Genomic DNA, 18,246 nt, shown 5'->3' with positions numbered 1-18,246 from the left:
CGCTGGATTGTCATTACCTTTAGCGAACAAGTTGTTCTCTACACTACGAAAATCAGGTATATCCAGTTAGATGTTCTACATACCCTCGTGAACACTATGAACACATTAGAAAAAATTCAGAAGAACCTGGAAAATTTTAGCAAGTCTGAACGCAAAGTCGCCGAAGTCATCATGGCTTCCCCTCAGACAGCGATTCATTCCAGCATCGCGACGTTGGCCAAAATGGCCGATGTCAGTGAGCCGACCGTCAACCGCTTCTGCCGCCGCCTGGACACCAAAGGTTTCCCCGACTTTAAACTGCACTTGGCTCAGAGCCTTGCGAACGGTACACCTTATGTCAATCGCAACGTCGAAGAAGACGACGGCCCAGATGCCTACACGCACAAAATTTTTGAGTCCACGATGGCCTGTTTGGATGTCGCTAAAAACAGCCTTGACGCTATGCAGGTCAATCGTGCCGTCGACCTTCTGACACAAGCGAAGCGCATCTCTTTCTTTGGTTTAGGGGCATCGTCTGCTGTGGCGAAAGATGCTCAAAACAAATTCATCCGTTTCAACATCCCGATCACCTGCTTTGAAGATATCGTGATGCAACGCATGAGCTGCATCAACTGTACAGACAACGACGTCATCGTGTTGATTTCACACACTGGCCGTACAAAAAGTCAGGTAGAGATCGCCAACCTAGCGCGCGAAAACGGTGCGACGGTCATCGCGATTACCGCGAAAGACTCCCCGCTTGATAAAGCCAGCTCACTCTCTATCACGCTCGACATCCCTGAAGACACCGACGTGTACATGCCAATGGCTAGCCGCGTGGTTCAAATGACTGTGATTGACGTCCTTGCGACTGGCTTTACGTTACGCCGCGGTACCGGATTTAGAGAAAACCTACGTCGCGTCAAAGACGTATTGAAAGACTCTCGCTACGACAAGCTTTCTCAGTTCTAGAGATCTTCCACTGGCAAGAATCCATAACGGCGCTCAATGAGCGCCGTTATTATTAGGATTTTTGTAGCCGCGATGGTTCTATATCATGACTGGTAAAGACGATAGAAGCCCGCGCGTCCTCGCCCACCGAACTGTGCTCGGTACACTCACCTTGGCATTGGCACACTTGGCCTAAAATCGCCATCAGTCGCTCTTTGGTCAGTGGTAGCGGATTGCCTTTGATTGACGTTGATTTCAGCGCATCCGCCGCGACCACATCAAACGCTGTCGAGCAAACCCCAAATTGACTCAACTCTGGGATGTTCAATTTTTCGAGCATCATATTGACCCATAAGATCGCGTCTTCTCGATGCGCATTCACTCGCCCCGTCAGCAATTGCGCGACTTTGGTGAACCTTTCGAGTACGTCTGTACGCTGGGATTCCATCGCGGCTTGAATGTTTTCCGCCATCACATAAGGAGCCAAGCGCGCGGTGATCACGCTGTGTGGCGCATCCAGTTTGCCTCCAAGCGCTGACGCCAATCCGTGCGCTGCACCGAGCTTGGCATTGGTACTGGCCATACCGCCGAGCATAGCGGCAAACGAGATGTCGGCCCGCGCTTTATGGTCGTCCTCCAAGCACGCTGGCAGCACAGAGTGGCTCAACCGTCTTAACCCCTCTTCACAGATCATATCGGTGAGCGGGTTAGGCATACCACACACATAGGCTTCCATCAGATGCGTGAACGCATCCATTGCACCTCGCCCAGAGCGGTAAGGGTCCATCCCATAGGTTAAAGTCGGATCGACAATCGCGACATCCGCCAGCATATCGGGGCTGCGTAGACTCACTTTCACTTGTTCTTGACCTGAGCGCAGTACGGCATTACGCGTCACTTCAGAGCCGGTACTCGCTGTGGTTGGGATCGCAATAAAAGGTAAAGGCTTGGTTTTGAGCGGAACGTTTCGGCCCACCACCTCGACATAATCATACACATCGCCTTGATTTGGAATCACCGCCGCCAGCGCTTTGCCGACATCAATCACACTGCCACCGCCCATCGCCACCACCAAATCAGGTTTAAAACGGCGGCCGACCGTCGCGGTTTCTTCAATCATGGTGATGTTGGGTTCGCCGCTCACGGCAACGTGTTGGTAGCGAAGTTTTTGACTTTTGAGGTGATGCAGTAGCGGTCCGCACCGATTGAGGTTTTTACCGGTGACCAGAAGCACGCTGTAGCCAAACTGGTTGATAAGCGAAAGCGACGACTCAAACGCCCCTTCACCAAACACGATCCGTGTTGAAGTCATAAACTGAAACATTGGCCGACTCCTTGATTCATTCCATTACTGGATACAGAGTGCACCGTCTCCCAAGAAATAACGTTGAGCTAGTGCAAACTTGCTTATTTAACCTTAAATTAATCATGGTTTTCTCGATAAAGACCTCACCTTGTACGTCGCAAAAAGTAAAATGTTTAAAACACAATCAATAGGTCTGCCCTATTAACCCAAGAGGTAAATGCCACTTTATTTCCTATAACGATTCGGGCATAGTGGCACTATTAAAATCAAAGGAGAAAGATATGTTCGTCGTTATTTTTGGTCGCCCAGCTTGCCCATACTGTGTTCGTGCAAAAGAACACGCAGAAACGCTAAAAGCAAAGCGCGACGACTTCAACTACCGCTACGTGGATATTCACGCAGAAGGCATTTCCAAAGCTGACCTAGAGAAAACCGTCGGCAAGCCAGTGGAAACAGTGCCACAGATCTTTATCGATCAAGAGCACATCGGTGGTTGCGATGATTTCGAAGCATACGCAAAAGAGCACTTGGGTTTGTTTGACGCTTAAACGTCACCCACTCACACTGTTGTACGAAAACCGCGAATATCGCGGTTTTTTTGTGCTTGCGTTTTACATTACTTTGTCTAATGTCAACGATGAGTAAACTCTCAAAAAATTCACTTATCTTTTTGAAATATTTCGCTACAATTCGCACACTTAACTTACTCCTCGGCAGCGCACAGATATAGCCCGTGAACATTGACGTCGTACTCTTGTTAGAACAAAACCCTATCTTATTGATTTTCGTCGTATTAGCGATCGGTTTAGCGATTGGTAAAATTCGATTTGGCAACTTCCACCTTGGTAACTCGATTGGCGTTTTGATTACCTCTTTGATCATGGGTCATTTAGGTTTCATGTTTAATGCTGACGCACTGACCATCGGCTTTATGTTGTTTATCTACTGTGTAGGTATTGAGGCAGGCCCCAACTTCTTCGGCATATTCTTTCGCGACGGCAAGCACTACTTCATCTTGAGTATGGTGGTGTTGTCAGCCGCGCTCAGTATTACCTATTTTGCTAGCCACTATATGGGCCTCAACTATGGCTTGGCCGCCGGCATGATGGCAGGAGCGCTGACCTCAACACCCGTATTGGTCGGTGCGCAAGATGCGCTCAATTCAGGATTGGCGGAATTGCCCAAGAATATGGATTTCGCCTTGGTGCTAGAAAACCTCTCTGTCGGTTATGCGATGGCCTATTTGATTGGCCTTATCAGCATGATTTTCTTTGCCAAACTCCTGCCGAAACTGCAAAAACAGAACCTATCTGACTCTGCTCAGCAAATCGCACAAGAGCGCGGATTGGGCGGTTCTGGGCAACGAAAAGTTTACCTGCCGATTATTCGCGCCTACCGAGTCGGCCCGGAGCTGATTGATTGGACCGATGGCAAGAACTTGCGTGAGTTGGGTATCTATCGCCAAACGGGTTGTTACATCGAGCGCATTCGTCGCAATGGCATCCTTGCCCACCCTGATGGGGATGCGATTCTGCAAGAGGGCGATGAGATTGCACTGGTTGGCTTTCCCGATAGTCACGCACGTCTTGATCCTAGTTTCCGCCACGGTAAAGAAGTGTTTGATCGTAACTTGCTCGATCTGCGCATCGTTGAAGAGGAGATCGTAGTCAAAAGCGATGCGATTGCGGGGAAACGTCTCTCCGACCTCAATCTTTCTGAGTATGGCTGTTTCCTAAACCGAGTGGTTCGCGCTCAAATTGAGATGCCGATGGACTTGGATATTGTGCTTGCCAAGGGTGACATTATCCAAGTCAGTGGTGAGCGCAGCCGCGTCCAAGGGCTGGCGGAAAAAATCGGCTTTATCTCTATTCATAGCCAAATGGCGGATTTGCTCGCGTTTTGTAGCTTCTTCATTCTTGGCATTATGTTTGGTTTAGTTACCATGACCTTTGGCCAAGTGTCGTTCGGCTTGGGTAATGCCGTTGGCTTGCTGCTTTCGGGGATCACTCTCGGCTTTTTGCGTGCCAACCACCCAACGTTTGGCTACGTTCCGCAAGGCGCACTCAACATGGTCAAAGACTTGGGACTAATGATCTTTATGGTGGGGATTGGCCTCAGTGCCGGTAGCAAAATGTTTGATCACCTCACGCAAGTGGGTCCTCAAGTGCTCGGTTTGGCGTTTTTAGTCAGCGTAGTGCCGGTGGCTCTGGCGTATCTGGTTGGCGCCTATATCTTGAAAATGAACCGTGCGCTGCTGTTTGGCGCCATCATCGGCGCGCGTACCTGTGCGCCAGCGATGGACATCGTGAATGACTACGCCAAATCAACTATCCCTGCACTGGGCTACGCAGGTACCTACGCCATCGCCAATATCTTGATGACGCTGGCCGGTACGGTGCTCATCATTTTGTCTTAGTGCCCAGAGTTTGATTTTGCGTTGAATAGAAAAATGGCTTCCCGATGGAAGCCATTTTTTCTTTCACAAGATAGGTTAACTCAGCGGTCTCAGGTACGCTAAGAAACGTTTTTCTGCCCCTTTGAAAACCCAGAGAATCACGAAGGTCAGCGCCATATAGAACAGACCAGCCGTGAGGAAGGATTCAAACGGCGCGTAGTAGCGAGAATTCACCAGACGCGCAGCGCCCGTCAAATCCAAGATGGTGACAATACCGGCCACCGCGCTTCCATGCAGCATAAAGATCACTTCGTTACTGTAGGCTGGCAGAGCTCGGCGCAATGCGCTCGGCAGAATGATACGACGGTAAGTCAAAAAGGTGCCCATACCATACGCTTTAGCCGCTTCCACCTCGCCTTTCGGTAGCCCGTTAATTGCACCGCGAATGATTTCAGCGGTGTACGCCGAAGTATTGAGCACAAAGGCAACCAACGCACAAAACCAAGCATTTTCCCATAGAGTATCTTTCACTGGGAAAAACTGATCCATACCGTAATAAATTAGGTAGAGCTGAACCAACAGCGGCGTGCCACGGAAGAAATAAATAAACGCCCAACTTGGCCCTACCAACCAATAATGTTGGCTATTTCGCGCAATACCAAGCGGGATAGCGACACACAAACCAATCACGAGAGCGAGTCCCACCAACCACGTTGTCGTCCACAAACCATCTAGGTAGATTGGCAAGCTATCAATAATCAATGAAAAATCCATGCCCTACCTCGTATGAATACTGAATTTGCGCTCGACGACTTTAAGTAGCCCAGTCGACACACTGGTGAAAAAGAGAAAAATCACCGCGACCGCCATGTAAAAAGTGAACGGCATTTTGGTTGAGCCTGCGGCGAGCGAGCTCACGCGCACCATATCTTCTAGCCCGATAATAGAAACCAGGGCTGTGGTTTTAAGCAATACCAGCCAGTTATTACCAAAGCCCGGTAAAGCGTGGCGTATCATCTGAGGGAGTAAGATCCGACGAAAGGCGAGCACCGAGCTCATGCCGTATGCTTTTGCCGCTTCCATCTCGCCCTTATCTACCGCCATGATGGCGCCACGAAATGTCTCCGCCATGTAAGCACCGAAGATGAAGCCTATGGTCATCACGCCAGCGATAAACGGGCTAACGTCGATGTAATCAGGTAAATAAGACGTCCACTCGTGGTTTGGATCACTAGCGGCAAACCAACCATTCAAGGTTTCGTTGATCGAGTAGAGACTGTTGTTTAATAGTATCTGTCCGCCGAAGAAAATCAGCATCATTAAGACTAAATCGGGAATACCACGGATAACCGTTGTATAAAGAGTGGCGATAGCTCTTGCCCAGCGATAAGGGGCGAGTTTCGCCAAAGCACCCAGCATGCCTAAAATCATGGCAAGAAGCAGTGACAATAAGGCAACCTCGATGGTCACCACGGCCCCTTTCAATATAGAGGCTTCGTATCCTTGTAAATCCAGCATAGGTGAGTTCCTGATCCCTAAACTCAATTTCCTACATCAATAGAATCATTGAGCTGGCTATAGAAAGAGATCGACCGCTGGCTACATCAAGGAACGAGCACCAGCGGTCGAAGGAGAATTACTGACCGTAAACGTCGTAGTTAAAGTACTTAGCCGCAATCTCTTGGTACACACCTTTCTCACGTAGAGACAGGATAGCTGCGTCGAGTTTTTGCGTTAGATCTTTATCTTGTTTACGAACGGCAATGCCCATGCCGTCACCAAACCATTTTGGATCAGTCAAAGAAGGACCAACGAACTCGTAGCCTTCGCCACCCGCTTTATTCAGAACGCCTTCTTCCAATGCTGAAGCATCACCTAGTACTGCAACGATACGGCCGTTGGCAAGATCAAGGTACGCTTCATCAAATGAACCGTAACGCACGATTTCGACTTGGTCACCGTAGTTGTCTGTCAGATACTTGTCGTGCGTTGTTGCACGCTGAACACCGATTTTAGCGCCGCTTAGGCTATCGAAATCAAGACCTGCGCCTTTCTTAGCGATAAATTTGTTTGGGATTTGTGCGTATTTGCCAGTGAAGTCCACTTTCTTTTTACGCTCTTCTGTAATCGACATCGCAGCGATGATCGCATCGTATTTACGTGCTAGCAGAGATGGGATAATGCCGTCCCAGTCTTGCGGTACGATCTTACACTCAACTTTCATCTCTTCACACAGCGCGTTGGCCATATCAACGTCGAAGCCTTTGAGAGAACCATCAGATTCTGTCCAGCTAAACGGAGGATACGCACCCTCAATACCAAAACGAACGGTTTTCCATTCTTTTGCCTGAGCCACACCAGTTGCTGCTGTCGCAGCCAATGCTGCAACGACTAACCACTTTTTCATTTCCATACTCCTGTGATTTTGTATGTTGTGTTTATTGTTGTGTCCTTATAATAAAGACTGTTTTGATTAAAGAAGCCTTAATAGATAGACGAGATAAACTGCTTTAGACGTTTTGAGTCTGGGTTGGTAAACAGTTTAGCTGGGTCTCCTTGTTCTTCCACCAATCCTTGATGCAAAAACATGACATGATTTGAGACATCGCGCGCAAACGCCATTTCGTGAGTAACAACTAACATGGTGCGCCCTTCTTCTGCCAAATCTCTCATAACCCCGAGTACTTCACCGACAAGCTCTGGATCGAGCGCTGACGTCGGTTCGTCAAATAGCATCACTTCCGGGTCAACGGCCAACGCACGGGCAATCGCGGCACGTTGCTGCTGGCCACCCGACAAGTGACCTGGGTAATAGTCCTTTCGCTCGTAAAGGCCCACTTTCTTTAGCAGCATTTCTGCGTTTTCAATCGCTTGCGCTTTAGGGACGCCAAGGACGTGCACTGGCGCTTCAATCACGTTTTCCAGTACCGTCATATGAGACCACAGATTGAACCCTTGGAAGACCATGGCGAGACGAGATCGAATACGTTGCACTTGCTTTTCGTTGGCGGGAACGGCTTCCCCCTGACGATTGTGCTTCATCTGAATCAGTTCACCATTTACCCATATCTCGCCAGCGGTAGGCGTTTCTAACAGGTTGATACAACGTAGGAAGGTACTCTTTCCTGAACCGGAAGAGCCAATGATGGAAATCACATCCCCTTTGTGTGCCTCAAGCGAAATGCCTTTTAGGACCTCATTTTGTCCAAATGTTTTATGCAGTTCTTTAATATCCAGCGCGGGTACATCTTTCATGCGCGCAAACTCCCTGTATTCTTTTTCTTGTCCGAATGACGATTCCGAGTCGGCGCTCGTGCAGCTATGGCTCATCTGTGTTGACAAAAACCATCTAGCGGCGAAATTGAGAACGACACTTGCCTCTGTGATAGCAAAAACTGTGCCCCATAAACGAAAACGTTCACGTCAATCCGGTTGACTGCTTGGGCTATGGCCCACATTCGCTACAAACTAGCACTAGTCCGGACAACATGCAACAAATTATTAACCTAACATTGTGGGATATTAAGTTACAAAATATGACTTTTTATTCAACTTTTAGATTATTCACCTTGTTTATGCGCATAAATGAAATATCTCGCCATCACTATATCCAACCCGACCCTTTAACAATTTTATAAAAAGAAGATCCACTTCAAGTAATTGATAATTTTATCTGAAACATACACGCCGCAAATGGTTGTATATCTAGTAAAAATAGCAATGTGAAATTAATTTTCAGGCGTATGAACAGTAACTTACGTGCATATGCGGCGTTGTGTAGTTTTCTTTCACATTCTTTCTTAAAGTGATCTAAATCAATCACTCTAAGGGGTTAGCACGTTAAACTCGCCTCATCCATAAAAGCCTAATTTGACTGACTTACTGCCTTTTCTTTTGTCTATGCTTAGGCACATAATGTTCGAGCTACAAGGTAAGAGCAGCGCAGCAAGCCAAATTGCAAGATTATGAGCTATCGACAATCATCACTATCGAGTAGCTTCTGGAATTATCAACATTTTGAAATATGAGGAATCTATGTCAGACGCAGTGAACAAACCGCACTCTGATTCGGATATCGAAAACAAGAGCTACCAGGAGCTGCACCGCCCTGCCTCTGAGTTTGCAACCCGTTCAGATTATCTAGACCACGAGCTTCAAATTATGAAGCCTCGTCGTTTTGGTCTTAACCTTCCGGGTCGCGACTTCCGTTTCGAGCTGGAAGACTTAGTCCCTGCACTTGCAGGTACCATTGGCATTATTGCAATGTACTCAGCGGTAATGATGTCTTGGGCAGACGGCCTATCCGCCGCATGGGAGCACGTGAACCTCGGTAAAGAGTTCGCCATCGAAGTGGCTCGTGTGGAAATGCTCATCCCAGCCCTACTGTTCTGTATTATTTCATCCGGCTTCTTAAACCCACGAGCGAACCTTGCGGGTAACCACGGTCCGATGATTCCATTGATCGGTTCGATTGCCCTTGCCGGTGCTCACCCTCTTGCACTTGCGATTCTTTTAGGTGTATTCGGCTTGCTACTCAGCTACTTCAAAGGTGGCTCCAAGCTCGTCAATCTCACCTCAGAAGGCACCGCCGGCGGCTTGCTTATCTTCTTGGGCTTTACCGGTACCATGAGCCAGATCGGTTCCATTCAATCGTGGGCAACAGGGCTCCAATCTGCTGATGTTGCAGCAGGTAGCATGGGCTATGTGGGTCTGATTGTATTGGGTATCACCATCGGTATTTACGCTTTCCTAGCAAAAATCAACATGCGCTGGTTGGCGATTCCCGTGTGTGCCTTTACCGGGCTTTTGATTGCCCTAGGTCTGGGTGCGGGCTTCGACTTAACCTTCGAAACCGAGATGGGTCTGCCAAACCTTAACCCTGTTTACTGGTGGGGAAGCACTGAGCAAGGTTGGATGCTAGGTCTACCAAATCTTGAACACTTTATCGCGTCTCTACCTTTTGCGATTTTGGCTGTCGCGATGTGGTCGCCTGACTTCCTTGGCCACCGTATCTTCCAAGAGCTGAACTACCCTCGTAAGACAGAAAAAGTCTTAATGGATGTGGACGACACCATGACCATGTGTTCAGTCCGCCAAATGGTTGGTACTGCCGTTGGTGGTGGTAACATTACCTCTTCTTGGGGTACCTACATGATCCCAGCAGCGATCGCTAAGCGTCCTATCCCAGCGGGTGCCATCTTGCTTGGTTCACTGTGTATCATCGTTGCGATTCTTGGTTTCCCAATGGACGTCGCGGTGTGGCCACCGGTGATGCGTGTTGCACTATTAGTGGGCGTATTCTTGCCACTTCTTGAAGCAGGCATGCAGATGGTTAAGGACACTAAAGATTCACAAGCAGCAGGTATCTGTATCTTTGCATCTGTTGTCGCTAACCCTGTGTTGGCATGGGCACTGACTATGTTCCTAGATAACAACGGTCTCATTGGTGATAAAGAGCGCGCGTCTCGTTTGTCGTTCGCAGACAAAATCATTATCCCAGTAGGCGTGTTTGTTATCTGTCTTGTTGCTATGCTAGCAGTAGGTATGCTGGAAGCTCAGTACGGCATTCCAGCCTGGCTATAAAGATTCAACATTTGTGTGGGTGGCTTAAATAGCCACCCCATTTTTATCAACTTTTTTTAGCATTTATTGATTTAGTTTAAGGTTTGTAAGATTTTTTTAAGTTAACCTTGAAACTACAGTAAGAAATAACCATATTATTTTTAGTGACAATAGTTATAGTTTTTCCTGTCCTTTGCGTTCCTTTGGTTTAAGACTATACCTATTGTTATTCATTAGAGTGTACTGCCTCAGTAATGAGGATGCTGAATGGTCAACACGTTGACTATAAGTTCAGTACAGTACGTGTTTTTACTACTAAAAAGGTAGGTATGTCATGGCAGAGCAATTTGCTAAAGCTTGGGAAGGTTTTGCAGCGGGTGACTGGCAAAACGAAGTAAACGTTCGTGATTTCATTCAGAAAAACTATGCCCCATACGAAGGCGACGAATCTTTCCTAGTTTCTGAAGGTACTGAAGCGACAAACAAGCTTTGGGCTAAAGTAATGGAAGGTATCAAGATCGAAAACTCAACGCACGCTCCTGTTGATTTCGATACTGACGTTATCTCTACCATCACTGCTCACGACGCAGGCTACATCGAAAAAGATCTTGAAACTATCGTTGGTCTTCAAACTGACGCTCCTCTTAAGCGCGCTATCATCCCTAACGGTGGTATCCGCATGGTTGAAGGTTCTTGTAAAGTTTACGGTCGTGAACTCGATCCAGCAATCTCAAAAATCTACACTGAATACCGTAAAACACACAACGCAGGTGTTTTCGATATCTACACTCCTGACATCCTAAAATGTCGTAAATCAGGTGTTCTGACTGGTCTTCCTGACGCATACGGTCGTGGTCGTATCATCGGTGACTACCGTCGCGTTGCGCTATACGGTATCGACTTCCTAATGAAAGACAAGCTGGCTCAATTTGCTTCTCTACAAGAGAAGTTCGAGAATGGCGAAGATCTTCAAATGACAATGCAGCTTCGCGAAGAGATCGCAGAGCAACACCGTGCACTTGGCCAAATGAAAGAAATGGCTGCTAAGTACGGTTACGATATCTCTCGCCCAGCAGAAACTGCACAAGAAGCGGTACAGTGGACTTACTTCGGCTACCTAGCAGCGGTTAAGTCTCAAAACGGCGCAGCGATGTCTCTAGGTCGTACTTCGACGTTCCTAGACATCTTCATTGAGCGTGATATTGCTGCAGGTAAGATCACTGAAGAACAAGCTCAGGAAATGATCGACCACTTCGTAATGAAACTACGTATGGTTCGTTTCCTACGTACTCCTGAGTACGATGACCTATTCTCTGGCGACCCAATCTGGGCAACAGAATCTATGGGTGGTATGGGTCTTGACGGCCGTACGCTAGTAACACGTACGAACTTCCGTTTCCTTAACTCTCTATACACTATGGGTCCTTCTCCAGAGCCAAACATCACGGTTCTTTGGTCTGAGCAGCTACCTGAAGGCTTCAAGAAGTTCTGTGCGAAAGTGTCTATCGATACCTCTTCAATCCAGTACGAAAACGACGACCTAATGCGCCCAGACATGGAATCAGATGACTACGCAATCGCATGTTGTGTATCTCCAATGGTTGTTGGTAAGCAAATGCAGTTCTTCGGCGCTCGTGCAAACCTTGCAAAAACCATGCTTTACGCAATCAACGGTGGTGTTGATGAGAAGCTGAAAATGCAAGTTGGTCCAGTAATGCCGAAGATCACTTCAGAAGTCCTAAGCTTCGACGAAGTGTGGAACAGCCTAGACCACTTCATGGATTGGCTAGCTAAGCAGTATGTAGCTGCACTAAACGCAATCCACTTCATGCACGACAAGTACTCTTACGAGTCTGCACTGATGGCGCTACACGATCGTGACGTGTACCGTACTATGGCTTGTGGTATCGCGGGTCTATCTATCGCGGCTGACTCACTATCTGCAATCAAGTACGCGAAAGTGAAACCAATCCGTGACGAAGATGGCGTAGCGATCGACTTCGAAATCGAAGGCGACTACCCTAAATTCGGTAACAACGATTCACGCGTAGATGACATCGCTTGTGAACTTGTTGAAGTGTTCATGAACAAGATCCGTAAGCTTAAGACTTACCGTGATGCCGTTCCTACTCAGTCTATACTTACTATCACATCTAACGTTGTGTACGGTAAGAAGACAGGTAACACGCCAGATGGTCGTCGCGCAGGTGCTCCGTTTGCTCCAGGTGCAAACCCAATGCATGGTCGTGATGAGAAAGGTGCGGTCGCATCTCTAACATCTGTAGGTAAACTGCCGTTTGCTCACGCGAAAGATGGTATCTCTTACACCTTCTCTATCGTGCCTAACGCACTAGGTAAAGACGAAGGTTCACAGCGCGCTAACCTTGCAGGTCTAATGGATGGTTACTTCCACCATGAAGCGGGCATCGAAGGTGGTCAGCACTTGAACGTGAACGTTCTTAACCGTGACACTCTAGAAGACGCAGTTAAGCACCCTGAGAAATACCCTCAGCTAACTATCCGTGTTTCTGGTTACGCTGTACGCTTTAACTCTCTAACTGCAGAGCAACAAGCTGACGTAATCGCACGTACATTTACAGAATCTCTATAAGAGACGCTGTTGAATGATTGATGCAGCCCCGCCTAGTGCGGGGCTGCATTTTTTGTACTTATCGTTCCTCGGTAAGCTTTAGAGTTTGCGCACATTTCCCCACATCAATCAGTGAATTCCTATAGTGGCCTTAGCGAATTGCGGTACTATCATCTGCACTATTCGTCAAAACAGAACACTATGGCTCGCTCTTCCTATCTCCCTTTTTCGTTGCTTCTTCTCTCCACCACTGCACTGGCTTCAGAGCAGTCAACCCTCGCCTTTTCACTCGACAACGACGGGGTATTTGGTGTTGATCAAGACTATACCAATGGCATTTTCCTCACTTACACCTCCGCAGGGATTCGCCCGCCTTCGTGGGTCGGGCCGCTAAGTTTGTCTTTTTGGGGCGCCGCCTCTTTGGACAAATGGGAAGTTACCCTAGCTCACAAAATGTATACGCCATCGGATATTGAAGCCGTAGAGCCCCTGCAAAACGATCGCCCTTATGCGGGTTATCTTCACACCGAGTTCAATTATATCAGTCTCCATCCAATGCAAGCTCAGCGCTTTAACCTGACCTTGGGCACCGTGGGTGAAAACTCACTGTCGGAAGAGGCACAAAAATTCGTCCACAGCATCACGGGCTCTGATGATCCTAACGGTTGGGCAAACCAAGTGGATGAAGGGTTTGCTGGGAGTGTCGGTTACCTGACCCACATCAACCTATGGCGCGAGCCGCTGTTGGCGAATACCGAGTGGGAAGTGTCGAGCGTTTCTGAAGCCAACGTCGGTAATTTTCGTAGTGATGTGTCAACCGGTGTCATGCTGCGTTGGGGACAAGATCTATCGGGCAGCTTAGGGGCTGCCAATATTGACAATGAGAATCCATTTCGCGCTGGTATGCTGGGTGGGTCAAAGCAGGGCTGGTTTGTTTTTGCCGGCATTGAAGCTCGCTACCGCTTCAATGACATCACCATTGAAGGGGACAGACCAGGCATCCGTCATAATCCCGATGTTAGCGATCCATCTCTATACGATGTCACCTTAGACAAGGTGCAAGCGACCGCCGTTGCTGGCGTTGCCTGGTATAATCAGAGCTTTGGCGCAACCTTAGCGACTACCGTCAAAACCCCCGATTATAAAGAAGCCCCCGATTCCGTCTACGGCGCCGGGGGCATCAATCTCTACGCGTTTTTCTAGCGTTAGACGGTAAAGCGTTGGCAGTCTTGGTTTAGGCTGCTGGCGCGCTCTTCTACCACCTGACTGACGGATTTGAGCTGGGCGTTGTTTTCTTCTAACTCTTTCATCGCCGAAGAGATTTGCGTCATGCTGTCGGCCATCGATTGACTGGTGGTCGCCAACTCTTTGATGGATGAAAAAATCACCTCTGTTTGATGCGATGCTTCGTCGGCTTTTTCGGTAATGGTGCGCAGTGCTGTCATCGCTTCATGACCTCGCTGTTGGCCCGACTGCATCGTCACTTCCGATTTCCCTATGTATTGAATCACCTCTGCGCTCTCTTTTTTCATCGTATCGATGGTTTCCGAGATCTCACCCACCGCGTCCACAGTTCGCACAGCTAAGCTGCGCACTTCATCGGCGACCACCGCAAAGCCGCGACCTTGCTCGCCCGCTCGAGCCGCTTCTATCGCTGCATTAAGCGCCAAGAGGTTAGTTTGCTCCGCGATACCATTAATGATCACCATTACAGAGTCGACTTTCGAGGAGGCTTCCTCAAGTTGTTTAATATGGCTAGCCGCCGAGGTCAAAATGCCGCCGACCTCCTCTAGGGACCCAATCGCGGCTCGAATGACCTGCGCCCCTTCTTCGGCCGCTTGATTGGACTGACGACTTAAATCCGAGACAAACTCCAATGAATTGGACACTTCGTGGGTCGTCACGCTTACTTCTTCCGTGGCTGAGGCGAGCAGCTGTGTCTGGCCCAATACTTCGCTTTGGTGGTGGGCGAGTAAATCCAACCCTTGGTTCAACTCAGCAGCGTTACCGGATAACGCATCACTGTTACTTTGCACCGCCTTCACCAACGAGCCGAGATTTTCACAACTTTCATTGATACTGCTCGCCAGTTGGTTGAATTCATCTTTTGGGTTATTCGTGAGAGCCATTCGACTCGACAAATCCCCTTTAGAAAGCTTGCGCAAAATCTTCTGTGTCGTATTCACCAAGCGAGATTGCGACGAGCTCTGCAAGACAAAGATAAGAATGGTAAATAACGCCAATACCACGCACGCCGCCATAATCGACCACAAGGTTTGGTCAGAGGTTTTTTCCGCGCTGCTTTGATACCTCATACTCACTCCGCCAAGTTGCGATGTAATGGCGGCAATCAAGTCAGCGAGGCGTTCTTTTGTGGTCAGTAACTGCTGCTCAATCGCACCGGCTTGCTGGGATAGCTCGGCGACACGAATAAAGGTCTCTTTATATTGTTCAATCTCTTTTTCATACAAGTCCAACATCGCATAAACGTTCGACATACTTTCAAAGCTGCCCATCGCGCGATTGAACAGCTTTAAGTTCTCTTCATTGGGTTGCAGCAAATAGTTCTGCTGCGATTTGATCATCGCCTGAAAGTCCGAGTTGAGCGTCACCATACCTGTCTCGGCGATTTTTTGTTCTATGATGGTGGCCAATTGCCCAAGCTCACCCAATTTGCCTTCATCAATAGTGAACCCCAGCTCTTGTTTGATGGTTAACCAAGGCGTGACGGCGGCTTCAAAATCGGTAATGTCATGCTCAAGCTGTTGGCTCTCTTGGCGAAAGCCGAGGGATTGAAGAAAGCCAATGTTGGCCTCCACATCCTGAACGATAGTCTGAATATCCCCTTTCACGCTGTCGACTTGAGCACCGCTCAAATTGTCTAAGTTGCTACTCAGCGTCAATATTTTTGCTTGAGTTTGATAAATCGAAAGCGAGCCAACCGCAATATCACCACTGGAGTGGTATTGGCGGCTCATTTCGCTCAACCTGGAAGAAGTAAAGAGTGCCAGTGCAACAAATCCAATCGTCAACACCGCGAGAAAGAGAATCCCTTTCTGCTTTTGTGATAGTGCAAGCCTGTCCATAAAAAGTCCTTTAACATCAGGTGAATGTGTAGAGCACTGACCTGTTGAATTCCACTACTTATTTTTATTTTATTATCATTATTTACTTTTTTATAACATACATTTTAGACGAAAAAAGCACAATTTCGCTATTTATAAAAACTCTCTATTAAATGGCTAATTCACTATATAAACCCTACCATTTGTAATAAAATAACGAACAAATCACTTATAAGAGATGAGCTCATGTCTACAACTGGTCGAATTCATTCTTTCGAATCATGTGGTACTGTTGATGGTCCCGGTATTCGTTTCATTGTGTTTATGCAAGGCTGCCTAATGCGCTGCATGTATTGCCACAACCGAGATACTTGGGATACCCATGATGGGAAAGAAGTGACCGTTGAAGAGATCATCAAAGAAGCGAAAAGCTATCGTCACTTTATGAACGCATCGGGTGGTGGCGTCACCTGTTCAGGTGGTGAAGCCATGCTTCAGCCTGAGTTTGTGCGCGATTTCTTCCGTGCCGCACAAGCCGAAGGCATTCATACCTGCCTGGATACCAATGGCTACATCCGTAAGCACACAGAGGTGATTGATGAGGTACTCGATGCGACCGATTTGGTGATGCTCGATCTGAAACACATGAAAGATGAAATTCACCATGATTTCATCGGCGTCTCCAACAAACGTACCCTCGACTTTGCTCGTTACCTACACCAAATCGGCCAGAAAACCTGGATTCGTTACGTGATTGTCCCGGGTTATACCGACGATGAAGAAGCCGCACACATGCTCGGTGACTTTATCAAGGATATGGACAACATCGAGAAAATCGAACTGCTGCCATACCACAAACTTGGCGCGCACAAATGGGAAGCGCTCGGTCTTGATTACCCCCTTGAAGGTGTCAACCCGCCATCAAAGGAAACCATGGATAAGATTGTTGGCATCCTTGAGCAATATCACTCAAATGTAAAATATTAGTTTTATTTGTTTCCCAATTCAGAAAAAATACCAACCATAACGCAGGCATGGTTGGTATTTTTTTGGGGATAATGTGGCACTCAGTGAACTCTATCTTTGGTTTATCGCTCTCGCCAGTTTCGGGCTGATATGGCGAGATGTTCGCACTGTACTGCTGCCCAAACTGCGCAATGAATCAGGCTTCCAACACTTTACCTTTGCGGTGGTCGCCGCGCTGGCCTTGCTGTGGTCTGCGCAAGCAGGCGTTAAAGCAGGTCTCTCCATTCACTTTCTGGGCTTAACCACATTATCGCTACTCTACGGATGGCGAAGTGCTTACGCCATCGGCCTGTTCGCCGCCCTTGCCGTGACTCTGTTTGGCGAATTACCCCTCACGATGCTCCCTAGCTATTTGCTCTTCTCGGTATTGTGTCCAATCGTGATAAGCCACGGGGTGTTTTTAGTCAGTTATCGCTTTTTGCCACGTAATATCTTTGTCTTTATTTTCGTTGCTGGCTTTCTAAACGGCGCCGTCACAGGCAGCGCTCACCTACTCATCAACGCCGTACATCATTGGTGGCTTGGCCCTCACGATTGGCCGACCATCGTCGATCACTATTTGGTCTTCCTACCTCTCCTCGCTTTTCCAGAAGGGCTATTAAACGGTATGGCCGCGGCAATGTTCGCGGTATTCAAACCTGAGTGGCTACGCGTCTTCTCCGATAGTGACTACATTTATAATCACCACCACAAAAAGTAATCGGTAAAAAAGCCCCGTTTTTGTTTAAATCTGATCATTTTTCATCACAAACCTGTGTTGAGATCATGTTTCATCCTGTAATGAACGGATAACCTAAGCACATTAAAAATGTATTAGATTCTTTAAGTGAGGCCAGCATGGAAATGACAAACGCTCAACGTTTGATTCTTTCAAACCAATACTACTTGATGTCACAAATGGACCCAGAAAACGCCGCGAAATACCAGCGTTTGCAGGTGATCGTTGAACGTGGCTACGAGCTACAAATGAACGAGCTGAACAAGAACTTTGGCTGTTTGAGCGAAGCACACTGTCGTGAGATTATCGACATCATGGAAATGTACCATGCCATGCAGGAATCCTACCGCATGCTAGAGGCGCAAGAGCAAAAAGATGTCGACCAACGCCGTCTTACGTTCCTAGGCTTTGACATCGCTTCAGAAGCGCAGCTCGTCAACTATGTGCGTTTCCTAACGGACTCTGAAGGTCTCTACCCACAGTTTGATAAAGGTGATCACTACTTTAATGCTCAGATGCCGATGCTAGAGAAATATCGCCGCATGTTGACCACTTGGCGCAACTGTCCTCGTCAGTACCATCTCTGCGCTAACGAGCTAAAACAGATCTTCCGCGCGTAAGACAAGCACGATACCGCTCTCGCGCAGCTTGCGA

The 18,246-nt window shown here is 47.9% G+C and carries 15 protein-coding genes; 9 read left to right on the top strand and 6 right to left on the bottom strand.

Annotated elements, in window-relative coordinates; genetic code table 11:
• The first annotated feature begins 96 nt into the window (after positions 1-96).
• Positions 97-951 carry a MurR/RpiR family transcriptional regulator gene (locus AC6R03_RS05210; RefSeq protein ID WP_334552476.1) on the top strand — a complete coding sequence of 285 codons (855 nt, stop codon included), beginning with the start codon at positions 97-99 and terminating at the stop codon, positions 949-951.
• Between the two features lie 52 nt (positions 952-1,003).
• Here AC6R03_RS05210 and AC6R03_RS05205 read toward each other — a convergent pair whose 3' ends face one another.
• Positions 1,004-2,254: an iron-containing alcohol dehydrogenase gene (locus tag AC6R03_RS05205; RefSeq protein ID WP_334552477.1), complete on the bottom strand. Its 1,251-nt coding sequence runs from the start codon at positions 2,252-2,254 to the stop codon at positions 1,004-1,006.
• Positions 2,255-2,517: 263 nt separating this feature from the next.
• Between AC6R03_RS05205 and AC6R03_RS05200 the strand changes: the two genes are divergently transcribed.
• Together AC6R03_RS05200 and AC6R03_RS05195 are read left to right on the top strand one after the other, a co-directional pair.
• Complete coding sequence (locus AC6R03_RS05200) at positions 2,518-2,784, top strand: GrxA family glutaredoxin (protein ID WP_334552478.1); 267 nt, start codon at positions 2,518-2,520, stop codon at positions 2,782-2,784.
• Between the two features lie 185 nt (positions 2,785-2,969).
• The gene (locus tag AC6R03_RS05195; protein ID WP_334552479.1) at positions 2,970-4,652 is read left to right on the top strand and encodes an aspartate:alanine antiporter; all 1,683 of its coding nucleotides are present in this window, start codon (positions 2,970-2,972) and stop codon (positions 4,650-4,652) included.
• A gap of 75 nt (positions 4,653-4,727) precedes the next feature.
• Here the strand turns inward: AC6R03_RS05195 and AC6R03_RS05190 are convergent, their stop codons facing one another.
• The 4 genes from AC6R03_RS05190 to AC6R03_RS05175 form a co-directional block, all read right to left on the bottom strand.
• Complete coding sequence (locus AC6R03_RS05190; protein WP_334552480.1) at positions 4,728-5,405, bottom strand: ABC transporter permease; 678 nt, start codon at positions 5,403-5,405, stop codon at positions 4,728-4,730.
• Between the two features lie 3 nt (positions 5,406-5,408).
• Entirely contained in the window at positions 5,409-6,149 is a 741-nt protein-coding gene (locus AC6R03_RS05185; protein WP_334552481.1) for an ABC transporter permease, read from the bottom strand.
• 118 nt (positions 6,150-6,267) lie between these two features.
• On the bottom strand, positions 6,268-7,038 hold the full coding sequence (locus AC6R03_RS05180; RefSeq protein WP_334552482.1) for an ABC transporter substrate-binding protein: 771 nt from the start codon (positions 7,036-7,038) through the stop codon (positions 6,268-6,270).
• Positions 7,039-7,115: 77 nt separating this feature from the next.
• A complete protein-coding gene (locus AC6R03_RS05175; protein WP_500626141.1) occupies positions 7,116-7,886 on the bottom strand; it encodes an ABC transporter ATP-binding protein in 771 nt (256 codons plus the stop codon).
• Between the two features lie 780 nt (positions 7,887-8,666).
• On the opposite strand from AC6R03_RS05175, the gene AC6R03_RS05170 reads away from it, so the two are divergent.
• The 3 genes from AC6R03_RS05170 to AC6R03_RS05160 all read left to right on the top strand — a co-directional run bounded on the left by AC6R03_RS05170 (position 8,667) and on the right by AC6R03_RS05160 (position 13,986).
• Positions 8,667-10,214, top strand: a complete 1,548-nt coding sequence (locus tag AC6R03_RS05170; protein ID WP_334552484.1) for a DUF3360 family protein — start codon at positions 8,667-8,669, stop codon at positions 10,212-10,214.
• Between the two features lie 313 nt (positions 10,215-10,527).
• The gene (gene pflB / locus AC6R03_RS05165) at positions 10,528-12,804 is read left to right on the top strand and encodes a formate C-acetyltransferase (RefSeq protein ID WP_500630270.1); all 2,277 of its coding nucleotides are present in this window, start codon (positions 10,528-10,530) and stop codon (positions 12,802-12,804) included.
• A gap of 180 nt (positions 12,805-12,984) precedes the next feature.
• Positions 12,985-13,986 carry a lipid A deacylase LpxR family protein gene (locus tag AC6R03_RS05160; RefSeq protein ID WP_500630271.1) on the top strand — a complete coding sequence of 334 codons (1,002 nt, stop codon included), beginning with the start codon at positions 12,985-12,987 and terminating at the stop codon, positions 13,984-13,986.
• A 2-nt stretch (positions 13,987-13,988) separates the two neighbouring features.
• On the opposite strand, the gene AC6R03_RS05155 is transcribed toward AC6R03_RS05160, so the two are convergent.
• Entirely contained in the window at positions 13,989-15,869 is a 1,881-nt protein-coding gene (locus tag AC6R03_RS05155) for a methyl-accepting chemotaxis protein (RefSeq protein ID WP_500630272.1), read from the bottom strand.
• Positions 15,870-16,094: 225 nt separating this feature from the next.
• Here AC6R03_RS05155 and pflA point away from each other — a divergent pair, with 225 nt between their 5' ends.
• The 3 genes from pflA (at position 16,095) to AC6R03_RS05140 (ending at position 18,212) form a co-directional block, all read left to right on the top strand.
• Positions 16,095-16,835: a pyruvate formate lyase 1-activating protein gene (gene pflA / locus AC6R03_RS05150; protein ID WP_500630273.1), complete on the top strand. Its 741-nt coding sequence runs from the start codon at positions 16,095-16,097 to the stop codon at positions 16,833-16,835.
• A gap of 73 nt (positions 16,836-16,908) precedes the next feature.
• On the top strand, positions 16,909-17,574 hold the full coding sequence (locus AC6R03_RS05145) for a hypothetical protein (RefSeq protein WP_500630274.1): 666 nt from the start codon (positions 16,909-16,911) through the stop codon (positions 17,572-17,574).
• Positions 17,575-17,711: 137 nt separating this feature from the next.
• Positions 17,712-18,212, top strand: coding sequence for a YfbU family protein (locus tag AC6R03_RS05140; protein ID WP_500626135.1), 501 nt, complete (start codon positions 17,712-17,714; stop codon positions 18,210-18,212).
• Positions 18,213-18,246 lie beyond the last annotated feature (34 nt).

Source organism: Vibrio sp. R10-SG-ISO4, assembly GCF_059834135.1.
The sequence above is the reverse complement of the archived record's forward strand: the minus strand, read 5'-3'. Positions and strand labels throughout refer to the sequence as shown.

Coding starts and splice junctions, on each gene's coding strand:
- AC6R03_RS05160 (WP_500630271.1), top strand. CDS start 12,985: ATGGCTCGCTCTTCCTATCTCCCTTTTTCGTTGCTTCTTCTCTCCACC.
- AC6R03_RS05180 (WP_334552482.1), bottom strand. CDS start 7,038: ATGAAAAAGTGGTTAGTCGTTGCAGCATTGGCTGCGACAGCAGCAACT.
- AC6R03_RS05190 (WP_334552480.1), bottom strand. CDS start 5,405: ATGGATTTTTCATTGATTATTGATAGCTTGCCAATCTACCTAGATGGT.
- AC6R03_RS05205 (WP_334552477.1), bottom strand. CDS start 2,254: ATGTTTCAGTTTATGACTTCAACACGGATCGTGTTTGGTGAAGGGGCG.
- AC6R03_RS05155 (WP_500630272.1), bottom strand. CDS start 15,869: ATGGACAGGCTTGCACTATCACAAAAGCAGAAAGGGATTCTCTTTCTC.
- AC6R03_RS05140 (WP_500626135.1), top strand. CDS start 17,712: ATGGAAATGACAAACGCTCAACGTTTGATTCTTTCAAACCAATACTAC.
- AC6R03_RS05185 (WP_334552481.1), bottom strand. CDS start 6,149: ATGCTGGATTTACAAGGATACGAAGCCTCTATATTGAAAGGGGCCGTG.
- AC6R03_RS05170 (WP_334552484.1), top strand. CDS start 8,667: ATGTCAGACGCAGTGAACAAACCGCACTCTGATTCGGATATCGAAAAC.
- AC6R03_RS05200 (WP_334552478.1), top strand. CDS start 2,518: ATGTTCGTCGTTATTTTTGGTCGCCCAGCTTGCCCATACTGTGTTCGT.
- AC6R03_RS05210 (WP_334552476.1), top strand. CDS start 97: ATGAACACATTAGAAAAAATTCAGAAGAACCTGGAAAATTTTAGCAAG.
- AC6R03_RS05175 (WP_500626141.1), bottom strand. CDS start 7,886: ATGAAAGATGTACCCGCGCTGGATATTAAAGAACTGCATAAAACATTT.
- pflA (WP_500630273.1), top strand. CDS start 16,095: ATGTCTACAACTGGTCGAATTCATTCTTTCGAATCATGTGGTACTGTT.
- pflB (WP_500630270.1), top strand. CDS start 10,528: ATGGCAGAGCAATTTGCTAAAGCTTGGGAAGGTTTTGCAGCGGGTGAC.